The following is a 26646-nucleotide window of genomic DNA, read 5'->3' on the forward strand; positions in this document are numbered from 1 at the left end:
TGAAACCCTTATTTCCCGATGCAGAATGAGGCAAAGATCTCGTCCAGATAATCCTCGGCCCCGACACGTCCCACCATCATCGCCAATGACTGCGCAGCCTGTCGCAACGATTCTGCCAGAAACTCGGGCGGCATCGTCGCATCGATTTCCAGGACATCTCGCGCCCTGGCCAGTGCCTCGGCCTGTCGCTGGTGACCAACCAAACCGGAACCAGCGGCCCTGAGTCGCAACCGATCATAAACCATATCCAGCAACGCCGCGACCCCTGCCCCGGTCTTGGCCGAAATCGCGATGCCTTGCCCCTCACCGAGATCGGCCTTGGAACGGACGTGGATATCCTCTGCGTGTTCCATACCCGAAAAGTTGCCTGTTTCGGACAAATAAATCCGCAGGTCGGCATTCCCGGCACGTTCCATCGCGCGCGCGACGCCCATTGCTTCAACGGGATCATGGCTTTCACGCAACCCGGCGGTGTCGAGAAAGGTCACCGGAAGGCCACGCAGATCGGTGCGCAGTTCAAGAATATCGCGCGTCGTACCCGCGATGTCCGACACAAGCGCCACCTCTCTTTGTCCAATGCGGTTGAGCAGGGTCGATTTTCCCGCATTCGGGGGGCCGATGATCGCCACCTCATAGCCCTGGCGAAGCCGTTCCGTCGCGGGATAGCGGGCCAACATCTCGCCGATTTCATCCCGAACCTTGGCAACAAGGGCAAAGACCTCGGCCGGTACATCCTCGGGAACGTCTTCATCGGCGAAATCGATGCTGGCCTCGATCAGCGCGCCTGCGCGGATCAGCATCGCGCGCAGCGATTCCGATTTGCGGCCAAGCGCACCATTGGTCGCTTGCATGGCAAGCTTTCGCTGGGCTTCGGTTTCGGCGGATAACAGATCAGCCAGCCCCTCGGCCTCGGCCAGATCCATCCGCCCGTTCAAAAAGGCGCGGCGCGTGAATTCGCCCGCCTCAGCACGGCGCAAGCCATGAGAAAGCAGCGCATCGGACAGCCGGTTCACAATCACCGGCGCGCCATGAAGCTGAAATTCCGCGACCTCTTCGCCGGTAAAGCTGTGTCCGGCCTCAAACCACAGAACCAAGGCATGATCGATAAGATCCCCCTCATCGCGAAGGGCGCGGAGGTGGCCTTTTCGAGCTTCTGGCACAGGGCCGGCGAGCTGTTCCAGAATCTGCCGCGATTGCGGCCCGCTCAGCCGGATTACTGAAACGCCCCCGCGTCCGGGGGGCGTCGCCTCGGCAAAGATGGTATCCATCGCATCCCCCGCGCCGTCAGGCGTTCATGGAATCGAAGAATTCCGAGTTTGTCTTGGTCTGTTTCAGCTTGGACAGCAGGAATTCGATCGCATCGGTCGTGCCCATCGGGTTCAGAATCCGACGCAGCAGATAGGTCTTTTGCAGATCCTTGGCATCGACCAGCAGTTCCTCTTTCCGGGTGCCGGATTTCAGAATGTCCATGGCCGGGAACACGCGCTTATCGGCGACTTTGCGATCCAGAACGATCTCGCTATTGCCGGTGCCTTTGAATTCTTCAAAGATCACCTCATCCATGCGCGATCCGGTATCGATCAGGGCGGTCGCGATGATGGTCAGCGATCCTCCCTCTTCGATGTTGCGGGCCGCACCGAAGAACCGCTTGGGACGCTGCAACGCATTCGCATCGACACCACCTGTCAACACCTTGCCCGAGCTCGGCACCACGGTATTAAAGGCCCTACCAAGTCTTGTGATCGAATCCAGCAAGATAACCACATCTCGTTTATGCTCAACCAGACGCTTGGCCTTTTCGATGACCATTTCCGAAACGGCGACGTGACGGCTGGCGGGTTCGTCGAAGGTCGAGGAAATCACCTCGCCCTTCACGCTGCGCTGCATGTCCGTCACCTCTTCCGGGCGCTCGTCGATCAACAGAACGATCAGATAGCATTCGGGATGGTTCTTTTCGATCGAATGGGCGATGTTTTGCAACAGCACCGTCTTACCCGTGCGCGGCGGCGCCACGATCAGCGAACGCTGACCCTTGCCGATGGGCGCGACCAGATCGATGATCCGGGCCGAGCGGTCCTTGATGGTCGGATCCTCGATTTCCATCTTAAGCCGCTCATTGGGATAAAGCGGCGTCAGGTTGTCAAAGGCGACCTTGTGGCGGGCCTTTTCCGGGTCCTCGAAATTGATCTTTTCGACCTTGGTCAGGGCGAAATAACGCTCATTCTCGCCGGGCGCGCGGATCACACCCTCGACCGTGTCGCCGGTGCGCAGGCTGTGCTGACGGATCATGTCGGGGCTGACATAGATGTCGTCCGGGCCGGGCAGGTAATTCGCCTCGGTCGAGCGCAGGAAACCGAAACCGTCCTGCACCACCTCAAGAACGCCGTCGCCGCCAATGTCCCAGCCGTCTTCGGCATGTTCCTTGAGCAGCGAGAACATCATCTCGCCCTTGCGCATGGTTGATGCGTTCTCGACTTCCCATTCCTCGGCCATGGCCAGCAGGTCGGCCGGGCTCTTGGCTTTCAGATCGGACAGGTTAAGGCGTTCTTCGCTCATGCTTGGACCTATGGGCGCAATGCTCCGACAGGTTCGGATCGCGCGGGAAACTGTATCAGGAAAAACCTCGCCGGACGGCGGGTGCGCATCAGATAGGGATTTCCAGCGCCCGAGTCAATTCCAAGCCGGTTTCATGATCCAGACGCCCTACCAGCGTACGATCACCGACAGCACGATCACCGCCATCAACAGCGTCGGCACCTCGTTCATCATCCGGTATTGCCGCCCGCCAAGCCCGCGCCCGTCACGCAGCGCCCTGCGCTGTCCGGCAAGCCACATGTGAAACCAGGTCATGCCAAGGACACCCACCGCCTTGGTCCAGGGCCAGATCTGCGACCAGTCGACGATCCCCGGCGTCATCACCAGCGCCAGACCGGCCAGCCAGGTCGCGATCATGGCCGGGTTCATGATCAGGCGCAGAAGCTTGTCTTCCATGATCTGGAACGACTCTGCGGGTTCAGCGCCCTTTTGTCCGCGTTCGGCGTGATAGACGAACAATCTGGGCAGATAGAACAGCCCCGCCATCCAGGAAATCACCGCCATCACATGAAAGGCTTTGATCCAGGGATAGGACAGGCTCAGGAAATCGCTCATGGGCACCTCTGTGCCTTACCTCTCTTAAAATAAGATGAAGATAAAGAAGGATGATGTTGTTGTTGGGCCTGTGGATGACTGGAAAACCCGGTTTCAGCCATGAAATCCACGACTGACCCCATCTGTGCATAAGATTCGCGAATTATTCAGAATCTGAATTTTCTCATGTGTTTCAAATGAATATAGGAACATCCTCTGTGGATAAGTTTGTGGAGTGATGATTCGTCCACAGCCTGTGGGCAAGATTGTCGCAGTTTTGGACATGTGGAAGAGTGGTCCGCGTTCCTGACCTGTTCCGGGGGCTCGTCCACAGGCATGAAAAAGGGGGCGGGATCCCCACAGATCCCGCCCCCTGAGTCGCCCCTGTTTATCCACAGAGTTATGCAGTGCTGCGCCGTTCCCCCATCAGCTGACGTGCCGCGATGGGGGCCATGATGGCGATGCCGATCAATGTCGCGATCAGCTGCGGCGCCACCAAAAGAACCGCCGCGATCACCAATGCCGCGCGTTCGGTCCGCCATAGCGGCCCGAAAAGCCAGCCGGTGATGGCCGCGGACAGCGCCCAGATGCCCAGAACCGCGCCCCCGGCCGCTAGGAAAAAGGCCGACCAGGTAAAGCCGTCGGTGACCAGCAACAGCGCCGGCTGGAAGGCAAAGACGAATGGCACCAGCGCCTTGCCCATGGACAGCCGGAATGCGGTATTGCCGGCGTTGAAGGCATTGGCATTGGCAATCCCCGCCGCGGCATAGGCCGCCAGTGCCACGGGCGGTGTCACATCCGCCAGCACGCCGTAATAGAAGACGAAGAAATGCGCGACGATGTCCTGCACGCCCAAAAGCCCCAGGATCGGCGCCGCCACCGCGACCATGATGATATAGTTCGCGGTCGTCGGAATGCCGCAACCCATCAGCACGCAGACCACCGCCGTCAGCAACAGCGTGAAAAGCAGCGTCCAGTTCGGGATCGTCATCACCTCAAAGGGCAGGAAAGCCAGCGCCGCATGGACCGATTCCGCCCAGCCGGCGGCCAGTCCGGTGACCATATAGGCGATCTTGAAGCCGACACCCGTCAGCGTCACCACGCCGATCACCACGCCGACCAGCGCCGCCGCCGCCGTCACCGACAGCGATTGCTTGGCGCCAAGGACAAAGCCCTCATAGACGCCATGGGCGGCGGCCTTGATCCCTTCGGGAATGCCACGGGCGATGACCTCCTGGATCAACAGCACGACGATACAGGCGGTGATCGAATAGAAGGCGGCGGCAAAGGGCGTATAGCCCGACACCAGCACCGCAACCAGAATGATCAACGGCAGGACCGACAGCCAGCCGGCCTTGAACACCCGCCAGGCATTGGGCAATTCGCTGGGATGCAGACCGCGCAGACCCAGACGCTTTGCCTCAAGATGGACCTGCACCAGCACGCCAAAGAAATGCATGAAGGCCGGGACCAGCGCGGCGGTCAGGATCGTGGTCAGCGGCACCCCCAGATATTCGATCATCAGGAACGCGACGGCGCCCATGACCGGGGGTGTGATCTGTCCGCCGGTGGATGACGCGGCCTCGACAGCCGCCGCGAAATGGCGCGGATATCCCACGCGGATCATCGCGGGGATGGTCAGCGCGCCGGTCGTGACCGTATTGGCGATGGACGACCCCGAGATCGACCCCAGCAGCGCCGAGGACAGGACCGAAACCTTGGCCGGCCCGCCCGCATAACGCCCGGCCAGTGCACTGGCCACGTCGATGAACAGCTGTCCCAACCCGATGCGCGTGGCCATGACGCCGAACAGCACGAAATGGAACACATAGGTCGCAATCACCCCCAGCGCGGTGCCATAGATGCCCTGGCTGGTCAGATAGAGGTGGTTGACGATATTGGACCAGCTGGCGCCCGGATGGACAAAGATGCTGGGCATGTATTGCCCGAAATAGGCATAGGCCATGAACAGAATGGCGATGACCGGCAAGGGCCAGCCCATCGAACGGCGCACCGCCTCCAACAGGACGACGATCAGGATCGTGCCCATGATGATGTCGATGGTCATCGGATTGCCGACCCGGAACGCCAGCTGATCATAGATATAGGGCACATAAAGCGCGGTGATCGCACCGGCGAATGCCAGCGCCCAGTCGCCCAGCGGCAGCCCCAGAAAGGCCAGCGGCCCGCGCGCCACCTCGGAACGGCCAAAGGCGGAAAAGGACAGAAAGACGACAAACAGCGTCACCGCCAGATGCAGCCCGCGATGCACCACCGCCTGCGGAATGCCGAAGCCCGCAGTATAGAAGTGATAGCACGACAGCAGAAACAGCAAGGCCCCGGCCAGAATGGCGACCGGCCGCAGCAAATCCCGGAACCGCAGTTCGGGATCGAATTTCTCCTCGATTTCCTGAAGCTGATCGGCGCTCAGCAGATCGGGCTCATCGTAATGTTCAGGTCGCTTGTTTTCAGCCATTATTGTTGTCCCTGCTGATGGAAGGGGCGCGGCTCATGCGCCGCGCCCCCGTTGATCGTTACTTCAGAAGCCCTGCTTCCTTGTAAAATCGCTCGGCGCCCGGATGCAGCGGCAGGCCCAGCCCGTCCAGCGCGTGTTCCTTGACGATGACCTTGCCCTTGGCGTGGCCGGCATCCAGCTGTTTGCGGGTATTGTCGTTCCACAGCGCCTTGGTGATGCCATAGATCAGCTCTTCGGGCTGATCGGCCGAGGTGATCCACTGCGCGCCGACCGAAATGGTGTTCACGTCGCCTTCTTGCCCCTCATAGGTGCCGGCGGGGACCACGTCCTTGGCAAAGAACTTGTAATCGCCGGTGATCTTGTCGGCGATTGCGCCGTCGATCGGGACGATCGTCACCTCATGCTGGCTGGCCAGTTCGGCAATGGCGCCGGCCGGATAGCCGCCGACAAAGAAAAAGGCGTCCATGGCGCCGTCTTTCATGCGGTCGGCCGCCTGATCGGGCTTGAGATATTCGGCGGTGATGTCCTTTTCCGTCAGGCCCGCACCTTGCAGGATGATCTGCGCATCGACCAGCGTGCCCGAGCCCGGCTCGTCCAGCGAGACCCGCTTGCCCTTGAGATCGGCGACCGAGGCGATGCCGGATTCCTTGCTGGCCACCAGATGGATCGATTCAGGATAAAGGTTGGCGATGGCGCGCAGCTTTTCCGCCGCGGGCTTGCCGTCCCAGATGCCGGTGCCGGTCTGTGCCCATGCGGCGACGTCGCCCTGAACAAAGCCGGATTCCAGCGTTCCACCCTCGATTGCGTTCACATTGGCAACCGATCCGTTCGAGGCCAGCGCCGATGCAACCAGACCCGGCACCCCGCAGGCTCCGCCATCTTCGCAGGCGCGCGAGCCGGGCGGCGCCGAGATCGCATTGGCCAGAAGGCCGCCGATGGGATAATAGGTGCCCGCCGTGCCGCCCGTGCCGATGCGGAAAAAGCTCATTTCCTGGGCATTGGCAAATCCGCCCACGGTGACGGCGATCGCGGCCGCGATACCAAGAATGCGTTTCGAGAACATGGATTACTCCCCTTTTTGCTTTGCTCTTCTGGGGCAGGTTAGACATTGCTGCGCCCACAAGACAACCTTGTACGATCTTTCGCTTTGCCTTTGCCCTGACGCGCGTGGTCGCACCGCTGTGACAGACAAGGTTCGTTTCCGTCATCCGAGCGTCGCATTTGAAGGATTGTGCGGGGCCAAACGCGTGCAATCCTGCATGAAAGCGGACCCAGACAGCCACCGGAACCCCAGCCATGCTGAACACTGCCGATATCCTGACCCAACTTGACCAGCGTCGCCGCAACTATTCGCTGAGCCGCGATCTTTATTGCGACGAAGGCGTCTATCAGGCCGATCTTGAAAACCTGTGGTATCGCGAATGGGTGTTCGCGATCCCGTCTTGCGACATTCCCAAGACCGGCAACCATGCCACCTTGCAGATCGGCGCCTATCCCATCGTGATCGTGCGCGGCGCCGACGGCCAGATCCGGGCATTCCACAATGTTTGCCGCCATCGCGGCCAGCGGCTTTGCCCCAAAGAGAACGGATCCTCGCCCAAGCTGGTCTGTCCTTATCATCAGTGGACCTATGATCTGGACGGCCGGCTTTTGTTCGCGCGCGACATGGGCGCGGATTTCGACGCCTCGCAATTCAGCCTCAAACCGGTTCACGTTCAGGACCGGGGCGGGCTGGTCTATGTCTGTCTGGCCGAGGATCCGCCGGCATTCGACCGTCTCGGCGGCTTCATGGACGATTATGTCGGCGCCTCTGACCTGTCGAATGCCAAGGTCGCCTTTACCTCGACCATCGTCGAACAGGGCAACTGGAAGCTGGTGATCGAAAACAACCGCGAATGCTATCATTGCGGCGGCTCTCACCCCTCGCTTTGCCGGACCTATTCCGACAACCCGCTGATGACGGTGATGGAGGGGCCGAATGCCGCCTCGCCGGAAATCCTTTCCCATTGGGACCGCTGCGACAAGGCCGGGCTGGCGGCGCGTTTCGTCAACGATCCGGGCATGCAATGGCGGTTCGCGCGGGTGCCGCTTTTGAACAATGCCGAAAGCTTTACCATGTCGACCAAGGCGGCGGTGAACCGGCGTATGGGCACGATCCCGTGGAACGATGCCGGCAGCCTGATGTTCTATCACTTCCCGTCGAGCTGGAACCACTTCCTGCCTGATCACGCCATCGTCTTCCGCCTGCTGCCGATCAGCCCGACCCAGACCGAGGTGACCAGCAAATGGCTGGTCCACAAGGATGCCGTCGAGGGCAAGGATTACGACCTGAAGGCCCTGACCGAGGTCTGGATCAACACCAATGACGAAGATCGCCGCGTGGTCGAGGAAAACCAGAAGGGCATCCGCTCGCCTGCCTATGAGCCCGGCCCCTATTCCCCCAATCAGGAAGAGGGCGTGATCCATTTCGTGGACTGGTATGTGCGCACCATGCAGGACCGCCTTTCCCCGCGTCCGGCGATGGCGGCGGAATAATGGCGACGCTGATCAAGGCCTTTGGCGATACGCCCTGGAAGGATGACGAGCCGCTGGAATGCGCGATGGTGGTGCCCGAAACGACGGACACCGCCACCTTCACATTCCGCGCGCCCTCGGGGGCATGGTTCGACTATCAACCCGGACAGTTCATCACGCTGGACCTGCCCACGCCCGGCGGAAATGTGCAGCGCACCTATACGATCAGTTCCAGCCCGTCGCGGCCGCTGTCGATTTCGGTCACGGTCAAGGCCCAGCCGGGCAGCGTGGGCGGCCGCTGGATGATCGACCATCTGCGCCCCGGCATGCGGCTGAAAGCTTACGGTCCTGCGGGGATTTTCAGCTTTGTCCGGCACGAGGCGCCGAAATACCTGTTCATCTCGGCCGGGTCGGGGGTGACGCCCCTGATGTCGATGACCACCTGGGCCTGGGATTCGGGCGAAATGCCCGACATCGTTTTCGTCCATGCCGCGCGCACGCCCAGCGACATCATCTTTCGCCAGCGGCTTGAGGGGATGGCCGACCGCGTGCCCGGCCTGCAACTGCGCTTTACCGTCGAAGAGGGCGATCCCTTTCGCACCTGGCACGGCTATCAGGGCCGGTTGAACCAGATCATGCTGGGCCTGATGGCGCCCGACTATCTGGAACGCGAGGTGTTCTGCTGCGGGCCCGAACCCTTCATGCAGGCGGTGCGCGACATGCTGGTCGCGCTGGGCTTCGATATGGAGCACTATCACCAGGAAAGCTTTGGCGCCCCGATTCGCAACGAGGCCGAGGCCCCGGTGATCGAGGATGTCGTCCCCGATGAGGATACGCGCGCCGAAATCACCTTTGCCGTCTCGGGCGTGACGGCGAAATGCCATGAAACCGATACCGTTCTGGCCGTGGCCAAGGCCAATGGGCTGAACATCCCCTCGGGCTGTACCTTCGGGCTTTGCGGGACCTGCAAGATCCGCAAAACCGGCGGCGAGGTGCATATGGTCCATAACGGCGGCATCTCGGACGAGGATATCGAGGAAGGCTATATCCTGGCCTGTTGTTCGCACCCGATCGGTGCGGTCGCGGTCGAGGTGTGATCCGTTAAAAACAAAGAAAATCATAAAGTTCTAACCGCAAAGATGTGATTGATGCGCCGATCTGGCTGCTTGACAAGATGTCGCAGCACGGCGCATCCTTTCCGCGTACCTATCTTTTTGACAGGCAGCAGGAGGGCATGATGAACATTGACCTCTCGCGGCGCGGCTTTCTAAGGCTTGCGGGTGCGGGGGTTGCGGCGACATCGCTGGGGGCCTTGGGCTTCGGCGGGGCTGAGGCGGCGGAACAGGCGCATGTGCGCGCCTTCAAGCTGTTCAACACCACGGAAACGCGCAACACCTGCACATATTGTTCTGTCGCCTGCGGCATCCTGATCTATTCCGACGGCGATCTTGCCGCCGGCGAGACCGCCCAGATCGTCCATATCGAAGGCGATGCCGATCACCCGACGAACCGTGGCACGCTGTGCCCCAAGGGTGCGGCGCTGAAAGATACGGTGCATTCGCAGACCCGTCTGACCCAGCCGCGCATCCGCCGGCCCGGTTCCGACCGGTTCGAGGAAATCACCTGGGAAGAGGCGCTCGACAAGATCGCCCGCGCCCTCAAGGATGACCGCGACGCCAACCTGATCCAGCAGAACGAGGCGGGCGTGACCGTCAACCGCTGGACCACGACGGGCTTTCTGGCAGCATCGGCAACCACCAACGAAACCGCATGGCTGACCTATAAAGCGGTCCGGTCCATGGGGATCGTCGGTTTCGATAACCAGGCACGCGTTTGACACGGACCTACGGTGGCCAGTTTGGCTCCTACGTTCGGTCGCGGCGCGATGACGAATTCCTGGACTGATATCAAGAATACCGACCTTGTGATCGTCATGGGCGGCAATGCCGCCGAGGCCCATCCTTGCGGCTTCAAATGGGTGACCGAGGCCAAGGCCCATCGCGGTGCCAAGCTGATCGTCGTCGACCCGCGGTTCACGCGGACGGCCGCGGTGTCGGATTACTATGCCCCGATCCGCCCCGGCTCGGACATCGCCTTCCTGATGGGGATGATCAACTGGATGATCCAGAACGACAAGGTGCAGTGGGACTATGTCCGCAACTACACCAATGCGTCGTTCATCGTGAAAGACGAATTCGGTTGGAGCGACGGGCTGTTTTCCGGCTATGACGCCGAAAAGCGCGATTACGACAAATCCAGCTGGGATTACGTCATCGGCGCGGATGGCTTTGCCCAGGTCGACCCGACATTGCAGCATCCGCGCTGTGTCTGGAACCTGCTGAAAGAGCATGTCTCGCGCTATACGCCCGAGCTGGTCGAACAGATCTGCGGCACGCCCAGGGACAAGTTCCTGCATATCGCCGAAATGATCGGCGAATGCTCGGCGCCCGACAAGACCATGACCTCGATGTATGCGCTGGGATGGACCCAGCATTCCAAGGGTTCGCAGAACATTCGCGGCATGGCGATGTTGCAGCTGATCCTGGGCAATATCGGGGTGCGTGGCGGCGGCATGAACGCGCTGCGCGGGCATTCCAACATTCAGGGCCTGACCGATCTTGGCCTGATGTCGAACCTGATCCCGGGCTATCTGAACATCCCGACCGAAAAGGAAGCCGACTGGACGACCTATATGGCCAGCCGGACCTATAAGCCGCTGCGGCCCGGTCAGATCAGCTATTGGCAGAACTATCCCAAATTCATGGTCAGCTTCATGAAGGCCATGTGGGGCGATGCGGCAACCGTCGAAAACGACTGGGCCTATCATTACCTGCCCAAGCTGGACGTGCCCAGCTATGACATCCTGCGCATGTTCGACATGATGGCCAAGGGCGAGGTGAACCTGTACTTCTGTCAGGGCTTCAACCCGCTTCTGTCTTTCCCGAACCGGGGCAAGCTGACCTCGGCGCTGAGCAAGCTGAAGCTGCTGGTCGTCATGGATCCGCTGGAAACCGAGACCGCGCATTTCTGGGAAAACCACGGCGAATTCAACGACGTGGATTCGGCCTCGATCCAGACCGAGGTGATCGAGCTGCCCACCACCAGCTTTGCCGAGGATGACGGCTCGCTGGTCAATTCGGGCCGCTGGATGCAATGGCACTGGGCTGCGGGAACCCCCCCGGGTCAGGCACAGCGCGACACCTGGATCATGGCCGGCATCTTTAACCGGGTCAAAAAACTGTATCAGGACGAGGGCGGGGTTTTCCCGGATCCGATCCTGAATCTGACCTGGGATTATGCCGATCCCCATGAACCCACGGCCGAGGAACTGGCCAAGGAAATGAACGGCCGCGCGCTTTCGGATGTCTATGATCCCAAGGATGCGACCAAGGTCGTCGCCGCCAGTGGCAAGCAGCTTCTGAATTTCAGCCAGCTGCGCGATGACGGCTCGACCATGGCCGGTTGCTGGATCTTTTCCGGCTGCTGGAACGAAGACGGCAACAACATGGCCCGCCGCGATACCGCCGATCCCGATGAGACCGGCGCCTATCTGGGCTGGTCCTTTGCCTGGCCGCTGAACCGGCGCATCCTCTATAACCGCGCTTCGGCGGATTTGCAGGGCAAGCCCTGGGATCCGACGCGCAAGCTGATCGAATGGAACGGCGAAAAATGGGTCGGTTACGACGTGCCCGACACCGCCGTGACCGCCAAACCCGAAGAGGTCATGCCCTTTATCATGAACCCCGAGGGCGTATCGCGGCTGTTCACGCGCGGCATGATGCGGGACGGACCCTTCCCGACCCATATGGAGCCGTTCGAAAGCCCGCTGGCCAATGCCCTTAACCCCGAGTTGCGCGGCAACCCGGTGGCCCGGGTCTTTGCCGATGATGCCGCGCAGCTGGCCGAAACCGGCAGCGCCGAGTTCCCCTTTGTCGCGACCTCGTACCGGCTGACCGAGCATTTCCACTATTGGACCAAGCACAACCGCATCAACTCGGCCTTGCAGCCGCAATTCTTCGTCGAGCTGAGCCATCAGCTGGCCGAGGAACGCGGCATCACCAATGGCGGCTGGGTGCGGGTCTGGTCCAAGCGCGGATCGGTCAAGGCAAAGGCGCTGGTGACGGGGCGGATCAAACCGCTGCAATGCGGTGACAAGCTGGTCCATGTCGTCGGCATCCCGCTGCATTGGGGCTTTATGGGTGCGGCGAAAAAGGGCTTCGGGCCGAACAGCCTGACGCCCTTCCTGGGTGACGCCAATATCGAGACGCCGGAATACAAGGCGTTCCTGATCAATATCGAACCCAGCACCGGGGAGGCGGTATCATGAGCACCGATCCGAACCTTGACAGCCCGCGCACGGCGGTATCGAACCCGCCGATCCAGCCGATGAAGGCCAATCTGGGGCCGGGCGATGTCGTCCGCGCCTCGGCCATGCCCGATCTGCCGGCGCCGGAACGGGAACTGACGCCGGTCGCCAAGCTGATCGATGTCAGCAAATGCATCGGCTGCAAGGCCTGCCAATCGGCCTGTGCGGAATGGAACGACACCCATCCCGAAATCGGCGAAAATGTCGGCAGCTATCAGAACCCGGCCGACCTGTCGGACCAGATGTTCACGCTGATGCGGTTCAACGAATACGAAAACCCCGAAACCGGGGAGTTCGAATGGCTGATCCGCAAGGATGGCTGCATGCATTGTGCCGATCCGGGCTGCCTCAAGGCCTGCCCGGCGCCCGGCGCCATCGTGCAATATTCGAACGGCATCGTGGATTTCATTTCCGACAATTGCATCGGCTGCGGCTATTGCGTCACCGGCTGTCCCTTTGACATCCCCCGCATCAGCAAGACCGCGCATGTCAGCAAGAAATGCACGCTCTGTTCGGACCGGGTCGCCGTGGGTCAGGGGCCGGCCTGCGCCAAGGCCTGCCCGACCGAGGCCATCGTTTTCGGCACCAAGGACGACATGGTCGCCCATGCCGAAACCCGGGTCGAGGATCTGAAATCGCGCGGCTATGGAAATGCCGGCATCTATGATCCCCAGGGCGTGGGCGGGACGCATGTGTTCTATGTGCTGCCCCATGCCGACAAGCCGCAGCTCTATTCCAACCTGCCCGCCGATCCCAAGATTTCGGGTGTGGTCGAGGGCTGGAAGGGGCCGGCCAAGACCATCGGCCTTGCCGCGATTAGCGTCGCGGCCATCGGATCGGTGCTGCACGGGCTGTTTGCGCGCCCCAATACCGTCTCGGCCGAGGATGATCACGAGGCCGAGGAGCTGGTCGAAAACAGCCTTCCAACCGAAGACAGGAGGGGGTGATGGCCAAACGCTACTATTCCCAGAGCGGCGACCGGATCGAGGAAATCGATCCGGTGATCGTCAGCCGCTATCGCGGCTTTACCCGCGCCAATCACTGGGTCACCGCGGCCAGCCTGATCGTGCTTTTGCTGTCGGGCATGGCGCTGTTTTCGCCCTATCTCTATTTCCTGACCGGGTTGTTCGGTGGCGGCCAGACGACGCGCTGGCTGCATCCGATCGTGGGCATCGTGCTGTTTTTCAGCTTCCTCATCCTGTTCCTTCAGCTTTGGCGGCTGAACCTGCCCAAGCCCGAGGATGTGACCTGGGTCGAAAATATCGGCGACGTCATCAAGGGGGATGAGGAAAAGCTGCCCGAGATCGGCAAATACAATGCCGGGCAGAAATTCATCTTTTGGGCGATGGCGGGGCTGATCCTGATCCTGATCGGTTCGGGGGTGATGATCTGGGAACAGTATTTCCCCGATCTGGTCACCATTCCGGTCCGGCGCTGGGCGGTTCTGGTCCATTCGCTGGCGGCGGTGGCGATCATCCTGGTGTTTATCCTGCATGTCTATGCGGCGATCTGGACCCGGGGCACGATCCGCGCCATGACGCGCGGCACCGTCACCGGTGGCTGGGCATGGCGGCACCATCGCAAATGGTTGCGTGAACTGGCTGGACGCGAAGGACGCGGCCCGGCAGAGTAGCGCCCGACACCCACAAGTGGCCGGTCGGCCCAAAGGATGACATGTCTGCAAGTCTGAAACCCGACCCCTCGATCATCGGTGGCGTCGCCAAGGTTCCCTTGGCGCGCCTGCCCGATCCCGAGGCGGTCTTTGCAACCCGCGCCGAACGCTTTGCCTTTCTGGCCGGCTATAACCCCAATCTTGCGCCCTATCTGGAATTTCTGGCCGCGATCAGCCGGGTTCAGGCCGGGCTGGTGCGCGATCTGCCCGCCCCCGCGCCGCTGCCGGCCGAACGGATCGAACTTGCGCGTTCAAGCCGGATGCCGCCGCTGGACCGCAATCAGATGCGGGCCGGGCTTTCGGCCACGCTGGATGCGCTGCTGGACCGGCTGGCGGGTCTGGACATGCCCGAGCCGGCGCGCCTTGCGCTGGTCGCGCTGCGCGACGCCACGCCCGAGGATCGCGACTGGGTGCTGACCAATGTCTTGACCGACACCATTCCCGCCGACAGCGTGGCGCCGCATCTCTTTGCCGCCGCCGCGCTGCAAGTCCATGCCGCGATGGCCGCCGCCACCCTGCCGCTGGACCGGCTGGTGCCGATCCGCACCGGCATCTGCCCGGCCTGCGGCGGTCGTGCCGCCGCCTCGCTCGTGACCGAAAACATCGGGGCCGAGGGCGCGCGCTATTGTTCCTGCGCCACCTGCCAGACGCTCTGGAACGAGGTGCGGGTGAAATGCACCTGCTGCGGCTCGACCAAGGGGATCACCTATCGCTCGGTCGAAACCGGCGAGGCGACGGTCAAGGCGGAATGCTGTCGCGAATGCGGCAAATGGGTCAAGATCCTGTATCAGAACAAGAACCCGACGCTGGAACCCATTGCCGACGATGTCGCCAGCCTTGGGCTGGACATGCTGATGCGGGACACGGAATGGGAACGCGGCGGCTATAACCCGTTCCTGATGGGGTATTGATGGGCGATTTGCGGGGGCTGCCCTCGGTCGACCGGCTGCTGGCCGCCGGCGGGCCGATCTTGGACCGGCATGGCCGTGCGGCGGTGACGGATGCGCTGCGCGCCGAGCTGGCGGCGATCCGGGCCACCCGTCCCGACCCCCTGCCCGATATGGCGGGCATTCTGGCCCGCGTATCGGCGGCGTTGGAGGATCGGGCGCGTTCCGCCCTGCGGCCGGTGCTGAACCTGACCGGGACGGTGCTGCACACCAATCTGGGCCGCGCGCTGCTGGCCGATGACGCCGTTGATGCCGCGATTGCCGCCATGCGGGCGCCCGCCGCGCTGGAATTCGATCTGGATGGCGGCGGCCGCGGTCAGCGTGACGATCATCTGCGCGGACTGCTTTGCGAGCTGACCGGGGCCGAGGACGCCACCATCGTCAACAACAACGCCGCCGCCGTGCTGATCGTGCTGAACACGCTGGCCCTTGGCCGCGAGGCGGTGGTGTCGCGCGGTGAGCTGATCGAGATCGGCGGCGCATTCCGCATGCCCGCGATCATGGAACAGGCCGGCTGCCGCCTGCGCGAGGTGGGGACCACCAACCGCACCCATGCCAAGGATTACCGCGCCGCGATCGGCCCCGAAACCGGCCTGTTGATGAAGGTGCATACCTCGAACTACCGGATCGAGGGCTTTACCAAAGAGGTTCTGGCCCCCGAACTTGCCGAAATCGCGCATCAGGCGGGGCTGCCTTTGGTCAACGATCTGGGCTCGGGGACGCTGGTCGATCTGCGGCGCTGGGGGCTTTCGCCCGAACCCACCGTCGCCGAGGCCGTGGCCGAGGGCGCGGATGTGGTGACCTTTTCGGGCGACAAGCTTTTGGGCGGGCCGCAGGCCGGTTTCATCGTCGGCCGGCGCGAGATCATTGCGAAAATCAACGCCAATCCGCTGAAACGCGCGCTGCGCATGGACAAGATCCGCATTGCCGCGACCGAGGCGACGCTGCGGCTTTATCGCGACCCCGACCGGCTGGCCGAACGTCTGCCGACGCTGCGCATGCTGGCCCGCCCGCAGGCCGAAATCCGCGCCCAGGCCGAGCGTCTGGCCCCGCGCGTCGCGACGCTGCTGAACTGTCAGGTGGCGGTGCGCGATTGCGCCAGCCAGATCGGATCGGGCGCGCTGCCCACGGAAAACATCGCCAGCGCCGGTCTGGCCCTGACCCCGGGCGCCGAGGCGCTGAGCGCGCGCCTGCGCGGGCTGGCCACCCCGGTCATTGGCCGCATCCATGACGGCGCGCTGATCCTGGACCTGCGCTGTCTGCCCGATGACGCGGCGCTTCTGGACGCCCTGGGCGCATGATCGTCGGCACGGCCGGCCATATCGACCATGGCAAGACCGCGCTGGTCAAGGCGCTGACCGGCACCGATGCCGACCGCCTGGCCGAGGAAAAGGCCCGCGGCATCACCATCGAGTTGGGCTTTGCCTATGCCGATCTGGGCGCCGGCGCGGTGACTGGCTTTGTCGATGTGCCGGGGCATGAACGCTTTGTGCATACGATGCTGGCGGGGGCGGGCGGTATCGATCTTGCGTTGTTGGTCATTGCCGCCGATGACGGGATCATGCCGCAGACCCGCGAACATCTGGCGATCCTCGATCTGCTGGGGATCGGGCGGGGCATTGTCGCGTTGACCAAATCCGATCTGGCCGATGCCGCGCGTATCGCGACGCTTGGCGCCGAGATCGCGGCGCTGCTGGCGCCGACCACGCTGGCGGGGGCGCCGGTGCTGCCGGTCTCGGCGCTGAGCGGGGCGGGGATCGGCGATCTGCGCGATGCGCTGGCGCAGGCCGAGGCACAGGCGATCCGCCGCGCCAGCGATGGCCGCTTCCGGCTGGCGGTGGATCGCAGCTTTACCCTGACCGGTGCCGGGACCGTGGTCACCGGAACGGTGCTCTCGGGACAGGTGGCGCTGGGGGATCAGATCCTGATCAGCCCCTCGGGCCTGTCGGCGCGGGTGCGCGGCATTCATGCCCAGAATCGCAAGGCGGAACAGGGGCTTGCCGGCCAGCGCTGTGCGCTGAACCTGACCGGCGACGGGATCAGCCGCGATGCGATCTCGCGCGGTCAGGTGGCGCTGGATCCGGCCCTGCATGCGCCCACCCAGCGCATGGATGTCGAGCTGCGGCTGCTGGCGACCGAGGCGCGGGCGCTGCAACCCTGGCAACCGGTCCACCTGCATCTGGGCGCGGCCGAAACCAGCGCGCGGGTGATCGCGCTGGACGGGCCGTTGCTGCCCGGCGGGGCGGGGCTGGCCCAGATCGCGCTGGATCATCCCATCGCCGCCAATGTGGGCGACCGTTTCATTCTGCGCGACATATCGGCCCGGCGCACCATCGGCGGCGGCCGGGTCGTCGATTTGCGCGCGCCCCTGCGCCGCCGCGCCGCGCCGGAACGGCTGGCTGCGCTGCGGGCCATGGCGCTTTCAGATCCGGCCCGGGCGCTGGCGGAACTGGCCGGTCACGCGCCCGTCGATCTGGACGATTTCGCCCATGACCGCGCCATGGCCCCGGCCCAGCTGGACCGTGCCATTGCCGATTCCGCCGTTGCGGTGATCGCGGGCACGCGGCTTGCGCTGGCGCCGACCGCGCTGATGGCGCTGCGGGATGGGGTGCAGGCGGGGCTTGCGGGTTTTCACGACGAGAACCCCGATCTTCAGGGGCTGGGCCGCGAGCGTCTGCGCCTGATGCTGCGCCCGCGTCTGCCGCGCGAGGGCTTTGCCGGCTTCATCCGCGCCGAGGCCGAGGCCGGGCGCATCACGCTGGACGGGGCGTTCGTCCGTCTGCCCGGTCATATCCCCCAGCTTACCCCGACGGATGAGGCGCTTTTGGCGCAGGTTCTGCCCCGGCTGGGCGGCGAGGAACGCTTTCGCCCGCCCCGGGTGCGCGATCTGGCCGGGAATCTGGCGGCGGATGAGACGGATCTGCGCCGCATCCTGCGCATGGCGGCGCGACAGGGGCGCGTGGATCAGATCGCGCATGACCATTTCTTTCTGCGCGCGACCACGGTCGAAATGGTCGCCATCCTGCGTGAGCTTGCCACCGCCGCGCCCGAGGGATGGTTTACCGCGCCGGGTTTTCGTGATCGGTTGCAGAACGGGCGAAAGGTCGCGATTCAGGCGCTGGATTTCTTTGACCGGCTGGGACTGACCTTGCGTCGTGGCGATCTTCGGCGCATCAATCCCCACCGGATCGACCTGTTCACGCCGGACGGGTCTTAGGCGTGAACCCTAGAAAAGAGGTCGGGCGACCGGACCCGGGGAAAGGACACAGATGCAAGGCATGATGCTTGGGGATAGCGGGGTTTCGGTCAGCGATATCTGTCTGGGAACGATGACCTTCGGCAACCAGACCAGCGCCGAGAATGCCCATCGCCAGATGGACCGCGCGCTTGATGCCGGCATCACATTCCTGGACACCGCCGAGATGTATCCGGTGAACCCGGTGCGGCGCGAAACCATCGGCCGGACCGAGGAAATCGTCGGCGACTGGATCGCCGCGCGCGGGGTGCGCGACCGGGTTCAGATCGCGACCAAGATCAGCGGCCCGGGCGATATGGTCCGCCGCGAAGGCTATAGCGGCCGCATCCTGCGTCAGACGCTGGACCAGTCGCTGGCACGGCTGAAAACCGATGTGATCGATCTTTACCAACTGCACTGGCCGCTGCGCGACAGCTATGCCTTTCGCCAGAACTGGAATTTCGACCCCTCGCGCCAGGACAAGGCGCGGACGCTGGACCATATGGCCGATGTCCTTGAGGCGGTGGCCGACGCGCATAAGGCCGGCAAGATCCGCGCCTTTGGCCTGTCCAACGAATCCGCTTGGGGGACCGCGCGCTGGATCGACGTGGCCGAGCGTATCGGCGCGCCGCGCGTGGTCGCGATCCAGAACGAATATTCGGCGCTCTACCGACAGTTCGACACCGATCTGGCGGAACTGGCGGTGAATGAGAACGTGACCCTTTTGGCCTATTCGACGCTGGCCGGCGGGCTTTTGACCGGGAAATATCTGCGCGGGGCCGAACCGGCCGGCAGCCGCGCCGCCGTCGACCGCGCCAATGGCGGTCAGGGCAATATCGGCGGCCGCCGCACCCGTCGCGCCGAAGAGGCCGTCGCGGCATGGCACAAGCTGATGGCCGATCTGCGGCTGGACCCGGTCCATGCCGCAATCGCCTTTACCCGGCAGCGGCCGTTCCCCGTGATCCCGATCATCGGTGCGACCGATATCCCGCAGCTGGACCATATTCTGGCCGGGCTGAGCCTGCGGCTGACGGATGAGGCGCTGTCGCGGATTTCGCAATTTCACCGCGAATATCCCTGGCCCTTCTGATTCGACGTAACGGAACGGATTGGCAGGTGGGCATGGCGAATGCAGTCTGCCGCCATCTGATCGGAGGAGAACCCATGCTGCCGCCCATCCTTGCCAATCTGCGCATTCCCGTTGTTGCCTCGCCGATGTTCATCGTCTCGGGGCCGGAACTTGTCATTGCCCAGTGCAAGGCCGGGATCGTAGGCAGTTTTCCGGCGCTGAACGCGCGCGAAAAGGATGGCGAGCCGGTGCAGCTTGAGGCATGGCTGACCCGCATCTCCGAGGAACTGGATCGCCACAATCAGGCCAATCCCGACCGCCCCGCCGCGCCCTTTGCGGTCAATCAGATCGTGCATCGTTCCAATGCCCGGCTGGAACGCGACATCGAAATCTGTCACCGCCACAAGGTGCCGATCTGGATCACCAGCCTTGGCGCCCGCCCCGAGGTGAACGCCGCCGCCCATGATTGCGGTGGCATCGCGCTGCATGACATCATCAACAACACCTTCGCGAAAAAGGCGATCGAAAAGGGTGCCGACGGGCTGATCGCGGTTGCCGCCGGTGCCGGCGGCCATGCCGGCCCGCAATCGCCTTTCGCGCTGATTCAGGAAATCCGCGAATGGTTCGACGGCCCCCTGTTGTTGTCGGGGGCGATTGCGACCGGGCGCGCGGTGCTGGCGGCGCAGGTGATGGGCGCCGATCTGGCCTATATCGGCAGCCCCTTCATCGCGACCGAAGAAGCCAACGCCCAGCCCGATTACAAGCGCATGATCGTGGACAGCGGGGCGATGGATATCGTCACCACGTCGCTCTTTACCGGGGTTTCCGGGAACTATCTGGCGCAGTCGATCAAGAATTCCGGGCTGGACCCCGACAATCTGGACCGGGCGGACGCGTCCTCGATGAATTTTGGCATGACCTCGGTCAAAGCCTGGAGCCAGATCTGGGGCGCCGGTCAGGGCATCGGCGCCGTGCATGATGTCGTGCCGGCGGGTGCCTTGGTGGACCGGCTGGCCGGGGAATATGCGGCGGCCAAGGCGGCAGTTGCGGCGATGTGATGGGCGGCGATCAGCCCGACGCGGCCACTTGCCGGGATTGCGGCAGCATCTCTATGGAAGGTCGTAAAGACCCAGCAAGTTTCCGTCGGGATCGCTGAATTCCGAGAATGTCACCAGACCGGGCACCTTGATGGCCTCGCCCGAATTGATCCCCATACTGGCATGCGCCGCCTGCACCGTTGCGATATCGTCCACCATGAAGCGCAAAACGTGTTTCGCGGCCAAATCACCCTCTGGCTCAAAAAGCTGAAGCCAGACCCCGGGCGCGACCTTGAACTCTGTAGCGCCCGGATAGGGGCGCAGGATTTCAGCGCCCGGGCCAAGAAGCCTTGCGTACCAGACCTCAGCCTTGGCTAGGTCGGCGACCGGGATGCCGACGGTGACTTCCTGAAAGGGCTCAGCCGCCGCAAATCCGGTCATCGCCAGAAGAGCCGCCGCAGTTCTGGACAAGCGCGCAATGATCACGCGCGCCCCGTCAGATCTTCGGCAAGCATGAGTGCGTTGCCATCGGGGTCGTAAAAGGTGGCCGTCTGGACCATGCCCTCGATCACGTCGTTCGGGCCGTCAAACCGCACCCCGGCCTGTTCGAGTTGCTGCCGGGCCGAAACAAGATCGGCTATGCCGAAGACGGGGACACTGTTGCCCGGCGCCGGCTTGGTGTGTTCGCCAAGGCCAATCGTGACACCGGCGGTATTGGTCTGCAATTCCGACCAGCCGGCATCATCGGCATGGTACAGCGCCTCAAACCCAAGCATGTCCTTGTACCACCTTGCGCTTGCGTGCCTGTCCGTGACTGATATCGCGATTGTGATCGTGTCCATCAATTTGACAAGTGACATGGCTTCCCTTTAAAAACTAAATTTAGTAACTATACTTAATGGACATAAAATTTCTTGTCAATGTCACCTCGCGCGCATGGGCATTGCCGATCCTGGCAAGCCTGCATGACGGGGTTCCGGGTCGTCAGGCCCCCTTGCTGACAGCCACGGGCGCCAGCCGGACCGCCTTTGCGCAAAGCATGGATCACCTGATCGATATCGGTCTTCTGGAGCGCAATCCCGGCCACGGACATCCGCTGCGTCCCGAGTTCCGCCTGACGAAGCAAGGGGCGGGCGTGGCCGAACTGGCGAGCAGAATCCAGCACCTGTCGGGGGATGAGAATCAGGACCTGCTTCGGCGGTCATGGACGGTCCCGGTGCTGACCGTCCTGCACAGACCAAGCCAGTTCACCGAGATCAAGCGGCGTCTGCTGACCATCTCGGATCGCGCGCTGTCGCAGTCCTTGCAATCCATGGAAGAGCGATCGTGGATTCGCCGCAGCGTCGACGACATGATGCGCCCCCCAAAGCCGATCTATTCGACGATCCACACCGGGGCGATGATCACCAAAGTCACCGGCGCGGCAACTGAAACAGGTTACACACAGCTATAGCGTCAACAATTCGGATGACCGTCCGCATCGTCCCGCAAAGCGGACATGCCGCCATATCCCGAACGAAAAAAGCGCGGCCCCAAAGCCGCGCTTTTCGCTTATCCGCCGGGTGCCGGGTTACGAGACCGTCAGCCCCTCGGTCGAGGCAAAGAACATCGCCTGGCTGACCGCCGAACGCACCTGTTCCTCGGAATAGGGTTTCGAAATCAGGAAGGCCGGTTCCGGCCGGTCGCCGGTCAAAAGCCGCTCGGGGAAGGCGGTGATGAAGATCACCGGCAGTTCGCCCATATCGGCCAGCAATTCGTTCACCGCATCGATCCCGGACGAGCCGTCGGCGAGCTGGATATCGGCCAGGATCAGGTCGGGCCGGATCTTGTGGGCCAGTTCGACCGCCGCCTTGTGGGTGCGGGCGACGCCGGTCACCTCATGGCCCAGGGTCTGGACGATGCCCTTAAGATCCATGGCGATGATGGTTTCGTCCTCGATCACCATGACCTTGCCGGACACCGACTGACCCATTTCATTGAGTGCGATCTGGACCAGTTCTTCGGCCTCGGCCTGCGGGCATTGCATGACCAGCGCGATCTGGTCATAGCGCAATTCCTCGATGGTGCGCAAAAGCAGCGCCTCGCGCGAATTCGGGGTCAGCCCTTGCAGATGGGCCTGGGCGCGCGCCTCGCGGGTGCCTTGGGCGCCCTGTTCGACCGGCTGGCCCGAGCTTTGCCAGATGGCGTGAAAGGTGCGAAACAGCGCGATGCGCATCTCTGCGCCCTCGGCCAGGCTGCGATCGCTGAGGATCGCCTCAAGCGTGGCGGCGGCATAGTTGTCGCCGGCGGTCTGACTGCCGGTCAGCGCGCGCGCATAGCGGCGAAGATAGGGCAGCTCCCGGCTGATCGACTGGGCGAGATCTGCGGTCATGGTGGCCTCAAAAAAGCGTCTTAGGTTGGAACCTCTTCGGATACCTATCCGTTACACAACGTGCGCACAAGATTTCGGGAATAACTAAAAAATGAATACCAGGCGTAAGGAACGCAAGAGAGCGGCCATCGAAAAGCAGATAGACGAGAATTTGCGACGGGTTTATGAGCAAGAGACAACGCAGCAGATCCCCGATCGATTTCTGCAATTGCTCGACAAATTGCGCGAGCAGGAGTGAACTGCATGACTGATCGTAAGGCGGCGCAAGCCGCGCGTGCCGGTGACCATGGCGATCCCCGGGACGAGTTGGTCGAGCACCTGCCCGCATTGCGCGCCTTTGCCCTGTCACTGACGCGCGATGGCGCATCGGCCGACGATCTGGTGCAGGACACCATCGTCAAGGCATGGACGCATATCGATAAATTCCAGCCCGGCACCAATCTGCGGGCCTGGCTGTTCACGATTTTGCGAAACACCTTTTATTCCGCCCGTCGCAAGACCCGCCGCGAGGTCAGCGACAGCGACGGCATCCATGCCGCCCGTCAGGCGACGCGGCCCGAACATGACGGCCGTCTTGCGCTGAACGATTTCCGCGCCGCTTTTGAAAAGCTGCCCGATGAACAGCGCGAGGCGCTGATCCTGGTGGGTGCCTCGGGCTTTTCCTATGAGGAGGCCGCCTCGATGACCGGCGTCGCCGTGGGCACCGTCAAGTCGCGCGCCAATCGCGGCCGCCGCCGTCTGGCCGAGCTTTTGCACCTTGAGGATGGCGAAGAGCTTGAGATGACCGACCGCGCCACGCTGGCGGTCATGGCGCAAAACGCCCCGACCATGCGCTGAAGGGAAAGCCGTCGTGCTGCGGCGATTGTTCGACCGACTGGAATTCACCAAAAGGCTGGGCTTTCGCCTGGGCGGGCTGTTGTCGGTGGCGATCCTGCCCATCGGCCTGATTTCGGTCATTCAGACGCTGCATCTGTCGCGCGAATACGAACGCTCGTCGGAAATCGCGCTTTTGGGGCGGACGGCGACGGCGGCGGCGGGGGAACGCGCGCTGTTACAAGGCGCGCTTGGCACCGCCGATGCGCTGGGTCCGGCCGTTCTGGAAACCATGGACAAGCCCAAGGCCTGTTCCGACATCATGCGCGGCTTTGTCCAGCGCACGGTGAATTTCGTCTATGCCGGGTTCACCCGGCTGGACGGGACGACGGAATGTTCGTCGGTTCCCGGGGTCTATGACCTGTCGCAGGACGCGGTTTATAAACAGTTCATCGCCAGCCCCGGCACCTTGGTGACGACCAGCACCGACGGGCTGATCACCGACCGCTCGATTGTCGTGGTGATCCAGCCGCTTTATCGCGGGGTCGATCTGCTGGGCTATATCGGCGTGGCGATGACCCATGACCTGTTGCGTTCGACGCATGTCTCGGGGATGGGGACCGAGGGCGCGCGCATTCTGACCTTCAACAGCCAGGGACAGATCCTGTCATCCGACAGCGACAGCCCCGAGGATCTGGAAAGCGTGCTACCCAAGGGGCAAACCCTGCCCTCGCTTTTGTCGCGCAGCGAGACGGCGTTTCGCGACATGTCCAATTCCGGCGAAAGGCGGGTGTTCAGCGTGGTCCCGGTGGTGCCGGGGCTGGTCTATGCGCTGGGATCGTGGAACCGCGCCGATAGCGGCATCGGGGGTATCGACATCACCCGGCGCACGGCGCTGATCCTGCCGCTGATCCTGTGGGCGGCCTCGCTGGTGGTGGCCTATTTCGCGGTCTATCGGCTGGTGCTGCGCCATATCCGCGAGCTGCGCGGCCAGATGCGGCGCTTTGCCATCGGCGATCGTTCGACGCCCCCGCCGGTGCTGGCCGACGCCCCCGCCGAGATCGAGGACATGAGCCAGACCTTCCATAACATGGCCCGCATCCTGATCCGCGACGAAGAGGCGATGGAGGCCTCGGTCAACGAAAAGACCGTGCTGTTGAAAGAGGTCCATCACCGGGTCAAGAACAACCTGCAACTGATCGCCTCGATCATCAACATGCAGATCCGGGTGATCGACCATGCCGATGCCAAGCGGGTCCTGCGCTCAGTTCAGGATCGGGTGGCGTCGCTGGCCACCATCTATCGCAACCTGTATCAGGCCGAGCATCTGGATTCCGTCGAGGCCGACCGGCTGATCGGTGACATCATCAACCAGATGGCCAATGCATCCGTCGGGCCGGGCGCGGGCTTGCGCATCGACACCAAGCTCGCGCCGCTGGTGCTGATGCCCGATCAGGCGGTGCCGCTGACGTTGCTTGCGACCGAGGCGATCACCAATGCGCTGAAATATTCCGGCGCCTCGGACCCCGAGGCCCAGCCCTGGGTGCGGGTCACCCTGCGGATGGAGGGGCCGTCGACCGCCGTGCTCGAGGTCGAGAACTCGGTCGCCGAAAGCCCCGATGCCGAGGGCACGGGCCTTGGCAGCCAGCTGATCGAGGCCTTTGCCACCCAGCTTGAGGGCGAGGCCGAGCATGAGCTGGCCGATGGCCGTTTCCTGTTGCGGCTGCGGTTCGGGGTCGATCATCCGCATCCGCGCGGCGATGGGGCGGAACCCGCGCAGGTGGTGCTGACCTCGGCCGCGCGGCCGGGGGCGCGGCATTAGCCGGGCGGCGGGCCGATCTGTTTCAGAACCGCCGCGACGATGGCCTCGGGGCGATCCTCCTGGACCAGATGGCCGGCCTCGGGGATCCGGATCGCGGCGCGGTCCGAGATTCTGGCCGCCAGCCTTTCGCCCATCGCATGGGGGATCCAGCCATCCTGTTCCCCCCAAAGAACGGTGACCGGAAAATCCATCCGTCCGTACAGGTTTTCGACCTCATCGGTATAGCGCTGATCCATCTGGGCGATCTGGCGATAGAATGCCGGCTGGCCGACCGGGCCAAGCCACGGCGCGGAATAGATCTGCATCGCTTCGTCGGACAGGGGGTGATGCGCGGCCGTTTGCAGATAGGCGCGCAGCACCGCGCGATGCATGTAATCGGGCATTCCCGAAAACGCCGCCGCATGCGCGCGGACATGACGAACCAGAGGCGAACCCCATGGCGCCAGCGCCACCGCGTCAAAGATCGTCAACGAGGCATAATCCAGCCCGTTCAGATAATGCCCCCTGAGCGCCGTCGCCCCGCCGAAATCATGGGCCAGAACATCGGGCCGAGAGAGCCCCCATTCCGCGAACAGCGCCGCCAGCAGCCGGTTCTGCACGGCAAGCGACACATCCTGTCCGTCGCGCATCTCGGACAGGCCATAACCGGCAAGGTCGAAATAATAGACCGTCCTGCGATCCGCGAGCTGCGGCGCGATCCGGCGCCAGACTTGCGACGAAAACGGTGTGCCGTGAATGGCAACCAGCGGCGGGCCGGCCCCGATCCTGCCCCAGCGGATGGCATTTCCGTCGATGACGGTCGTGTTCGGCAGATCCAGCATGGCGGGAATCACATTGTCATTTAGCTAATTAACGATATGATGAAAGACATGGACAGAGCAACCCAAATCAAGGCCATGGCCAGCCCGCCCCGGATGAAGATCCTGCGCCTTCTGGCGGCGCCGGGGCGGCATTTCGGTCATCAGCAATCGGCCGATCCGGTCGAATTCGGTGTCTGCATGACCTTGCTGGCCGAGGCGCTGACCGTGACCCAGCCGACCGCCAGCCGGCATCTGGATATTCTGCGTCAGGCCGGGTTCATCACCGTGCGCCGGCATCTGAAATGGTCCTATTGCAAACGCGACGATGCCGCGATCGGGCAATATCTGGACTGGGTGCGGGCCGAGCTTGGTCTGTCGGGGGGCGCCGGCTAGCG

24 protein-coding genes are annotated in these 26646 nt (G+C 63.0%); 15 read left to right on the top strand and 9 right to left on the bottom strand.

Annotation, left to right across the window (positions count from 1 at the left end; translation table 11 throughout):
• Nucleotides 1–8: 8 nt before the first annotated feature.
• The 5 genes from mnmE to ACFOMH_RS04995 form a co-directional block, all read right to left on the bottom strand.
• Entirely contained in the window at nt 9–1268 is a 1260-nt protein-coding gene (gene mnmE, locus ACFOMH_RS04975; RefSeq protein WP_377743016.1) for a tRNA uridine-5-carboxymethylaminomethyl(34) synthesis GTPase MnmE, read from the bottom strand.
• A gap of 16 nt (nt 1269–1284) precedes the next feature.
• Nucleotides 1285–2556 (bottom strand): transcription termination factor Rho, encoded by a 1272-nt coding sequence (gene rho / locus ACFOMH_RS04980; RefSeq protein WP_374425753.1) that lies wholly within the window; start codon nt 2554–2556, stop codon nt 1285–1287.
• A gap of 147 nt (nt 2557–2703) precedes the next feature.
• Nucleotides 2704–3150 (bottom strand): CopD family protein, encoded by a 447-nt coding sequence (locus tag ACFOMH_RS04985; protein ID WP_377743019.1) that lies wholly within the window; start codon nt 3148–3150, stop codon nt 2704–2706.
• A 379-nt stretch (nt 3151–3529) separates the two neighbouring features.
• Complete coding sequence (locus ACFOMH_RS04990; RefSeq protein ID WP_377743021.1) at nt 3530–5605, bottom strand: TRAP transporter permease; 2076 nt, start codon at nt 5603–5605, stop codon at nt 3530–3532.
• A 58-nt stretch (nt 5606–5663) separates the two neighbouring features.
• Complete coding sequence (locus ACFOMH_RS04995) at nt 5664–6668, bottom strand: TAXI family TRAP transporter solute-binding subunit (RefSeq protein WP_374425750.1); 1005 nt, start codon at nt 6666–6668, stop codon at nt 5664–5666.
• Between the two features lie 233 nt (nt 6669–6901).
• Between ACFOMH_RS04995 and ACFOMH_RS05000 the strand changes: the two genes are divergently transcribed.
• The 10 genes from ACFOMH_RS05000 (at nt 6902) to ACFOMH_RS05045 (ending at nt 20466) form a co-directional block, all read left to right on the top strand.
• On the top strand, nt 6902–8140 hold the full coding sequence (locus tag ACFOMH_RS05000; protein WP_377743023.1) for an aromatic ring-hydroxylating oxygenase subunit alpha: 1239 nt from the start codon (nt 6902–6904) through the stop codon (nt 8138–8140).
• Nucleotides 8140–9216 (top strand): 2Fe-2S iron-sulfur cluster-binding protein, encoded by a 1077-nt coding sequence (locus tag ACFOMH_RS05005; RefSeq protein WP_377743025.1) that lies wholly within the window; start codon nt 8140–8142, stop codon nt 9214–9216. Before ACFOMH_RS05000 ends, ACFOMH_RS05005 begins: the two co-directional genes overlap by 1 nt.
• A 140-nt stretch (nt 9217–9356) precedes the next feature.
• A complete protein-coding gene (fdnG, locus tag ACFOMH_RS05010) occupies nt 9357–12446 on the top strand; it encodes a formate dehydrogenase-N subunit alpha (protein WP_374425747.1) in 3090 nt (1029 codons plus the stop codon).
• Complete coding sequence (fdxH, locus tag ACFOMH_RS05015; protein WP_377743027.1) at nt 12443–13432, top strand: formate dehydrogenase subunit beta; 990 nt, start codon at nt 12443–12445, stop codon at nt 13430–13432. The genes fdnG and fdxH overlap by 4 nt, the downstream gene beginning before the upstream one ends.
• Nucleotides 13432–14118, top strand: a complete 687-nt coding sequence (locus ACFOMH_RS05020; protein WP_374425745.1) for a formate dehydrogenase subunit gamma — start codon at nt 13432–13434, stop codon at nt 14116–14118. Before fdxH ends, ACFOMH_RS05020 begins: the two co-directional genes overlap by 1 nt.
• A 41-nt stretch (nt 14119–14159) precedes the next feature.
• On the top strand, nt 14160–15068 hold the full coding sequence (gene fdhE / locus ACFOMH_RS05025) for a formate dehydrogenase accessory protein FdhE (RefSeq protein ID WP_377743029.1): 909 nt from the start codon (nt 14160–14162) through the stop codon (nt 15066–15068).
• Nucleotides 15068–16405, top strand: a complete 1338-nt coding sequence (gene selA, locus ACFOMH_RS05030) for an L-seryl-tRNA(Sec) selenium transferase (RefSeq protein WP_377743031.1) — start codon at nt 15068–15070, stop codon at nt 16403–16405. The genes fdhE and selA overlap by 1 nt, the downstream gene beginning before the upstream one ends.
• Complete coding sequence (gene selB / locus ACFOMH_RS05035; RefSeq protein WP_377743032.1) at nt 16402–18321, top strand: selenocysteine-specific translation elongation factor; 1920 nt, start codon at nt 16402–16404, stop codon at nt 18319–18321. The genes selA and selB overlap by 4 nt, the downstream gene beginning before the upstream one ends.
• A gap of 52 nt (nt 18322–18373) precedes the next feature.
• Complete coding sequence (locus tag ACFOMH_RS05040; protein WP_374425741.1) at nt 18374–19429, top strand: aldo/keto reductase; 1056 nt, start codon at nt 18374–18376, stop codon at nt 19427–19429.
• Nucleotides 19430–19503: 74 nt separating this feature from the next.
• Nucleotides 19504–20466, top strand: coding sequence for an NAD(P)H-dependent flavin oxidoreductase (locus ACFOMH_RS05045; RefSeq protein ID WP_377743034.1), 963 nt, complete (start codon nt 19504–19506; stop codon nt 20464–20466).
• 51 nt (nt 20467–20517) lie between these two features.
• On the opposite strand, the gene ACFOMH_RS05050 is transcribed toward ACFOMH_RS05045, so the two are convergent.
• Together ACFOMH_RS05050 and ACFOMH_RS05055 are read right to left on the bottom strand one after the other, a co-directional pair.
• On the bottom strand, nt 20518–20886 hold the full coding sequence (locus tag ACFOMH_RS05050; RefSeq protein ID WP_377743036.1) for a VOC family protein: 369 nt from the start codon (nt 20884–20886) through the stop codon (nt 20518–20520).
• A 41-nt stretch (nt 20887–20927) separates the two neighbouring features.
• Nucleotides 20928–21305, bottom strand: a complete 378-nt coding sequence (locus ACFOMH_RS05055) for a VOC family protein (protein WP_377743038.1) — start codon at nt 21303–21305, stop codon at nt 20928–20930.
• A 38-nt stretch (nt 21306–21343) separates the two neighbouring features.
• Between ACFOMH_RS05055 and ACFOMH_RS05060 the strand changes: the two genes are divergently transcribed.
• Entirely contained in the window at nt 21344–21898 is a 555-nt protein-coding gene (locus tag ACFOMH_RS05060; RefSeq protein WP_377743039.1) for a winged helix-turn-helix transcriptional regulator, read from the top strand.
• A 117-nt stretch (nt 21899–22015) separates the two neighbouring features.
• On the opposite strand, the gene ACFOMH_RS05065 is transcribed toward ACFOMH_RS05060, so the two are convergent.
• Nucleotides 22016–22816: a response regulator gene (locus tag ACFOMH_RS05065; RefSeq protein ID WP_374425736.1), complete on the bottom strand. Its 801-nt coding sequence runs from the start codon at nt 22814–22816 to the stop codon at nt 22016–22018.
• Between the two features lie 91 nt (nt 22817–22907).
• On the opposite strand from ACFOMH_RS05065, the gene ACFOMH_RS05070 reads away from it, so the two are divergent.
• The 3 genes from ACFOMH_RS05070 to ACFOMH_RS05080 are packed head-to-tail and all read left to right on the top strand — an operon-like array spanning nt 22908 to nt 25451.
• Nucleotides 22908–23054, top strand: coding sequence for a NepR family anti-sigma factor (locus ACFOMH_RS05070; RefSeq protein WP_377743041.1), 147 nt, complete (start codon nt 22908–22910; stop codon nt 23052–23054).
• 5 nt (nt 23055–23059) lie between these two features.
• Nucleotides 23060–23653 carry an RNA polymerase sigma factor gene (locus ACFOMH_RS05075; RefSeq protein ID WP_374425734.1) on the top strand — a complete coding sequence of 198 codons (594 nt, stop codon included), beginning with the start codon at nt 23060–23062 and terminating at the stop codon, nt 23651–23653.
• A 25-nt stretch (nt 23654–23678) separates the two neighbouring features.
• The gene (locus ACFOMH_RS05080) at nt 23679–25451 is read left to right on the top strand and encodes a sensor histidine kinase (protein WP_377743043.1); all 1773 of its coding nucleotides are present in this window, start codon (nt 23679–23681) and stop codon (nt 25449–25451) included.
• Here the strand turns inward: ACFOMH_RS05080 and ACFOMH_RS05085 are convergent.
• Nucleotides 25448–26272, bottom strand: a complete 825-nt coding sequence (locus ACFOMH_RS05085) for an alpha/beta fold hydrolase (protein WP_377743045.1) — start codon at nt 26270–26272, stop codon at nt 25448–25450. The two genes, ACFOMH_RS05080 and ACFOMH_RS05085, sit on opposite strands and share 4 nt — an antisense overlap.
• Before the next feature lie 48 nt (nt 26273–26320).
• Between ACFOMH_RS05085 and ACFOMH_RS05090 the strand changes: the two genes are divergently transcribed.
• Nucleotides 26321–26644: an ArsR/SmtB family transcription factor gene (locus ACFOMH_RS05090; RefSeq protein WP_374425731.1), complete on the top strand. Its 324-nt coding sequence runs from the start codon at nt 26321–26323 to the stop codon at nt 26642–26644.
• The last annotated feature ends 2 nt before the right edge of the window (nt 26645–26646 follow it).

Origin of the sequence: Paracoccus mangrovi (assembly GCF_042648425.1) — a bacterium.
GTDB lineage: Bacteria > Pseudomonadota > Alphaproteobacteria > Rhodobacterales > Rhodobacteraceae > Paracoccus > Paracoccus mangrovi.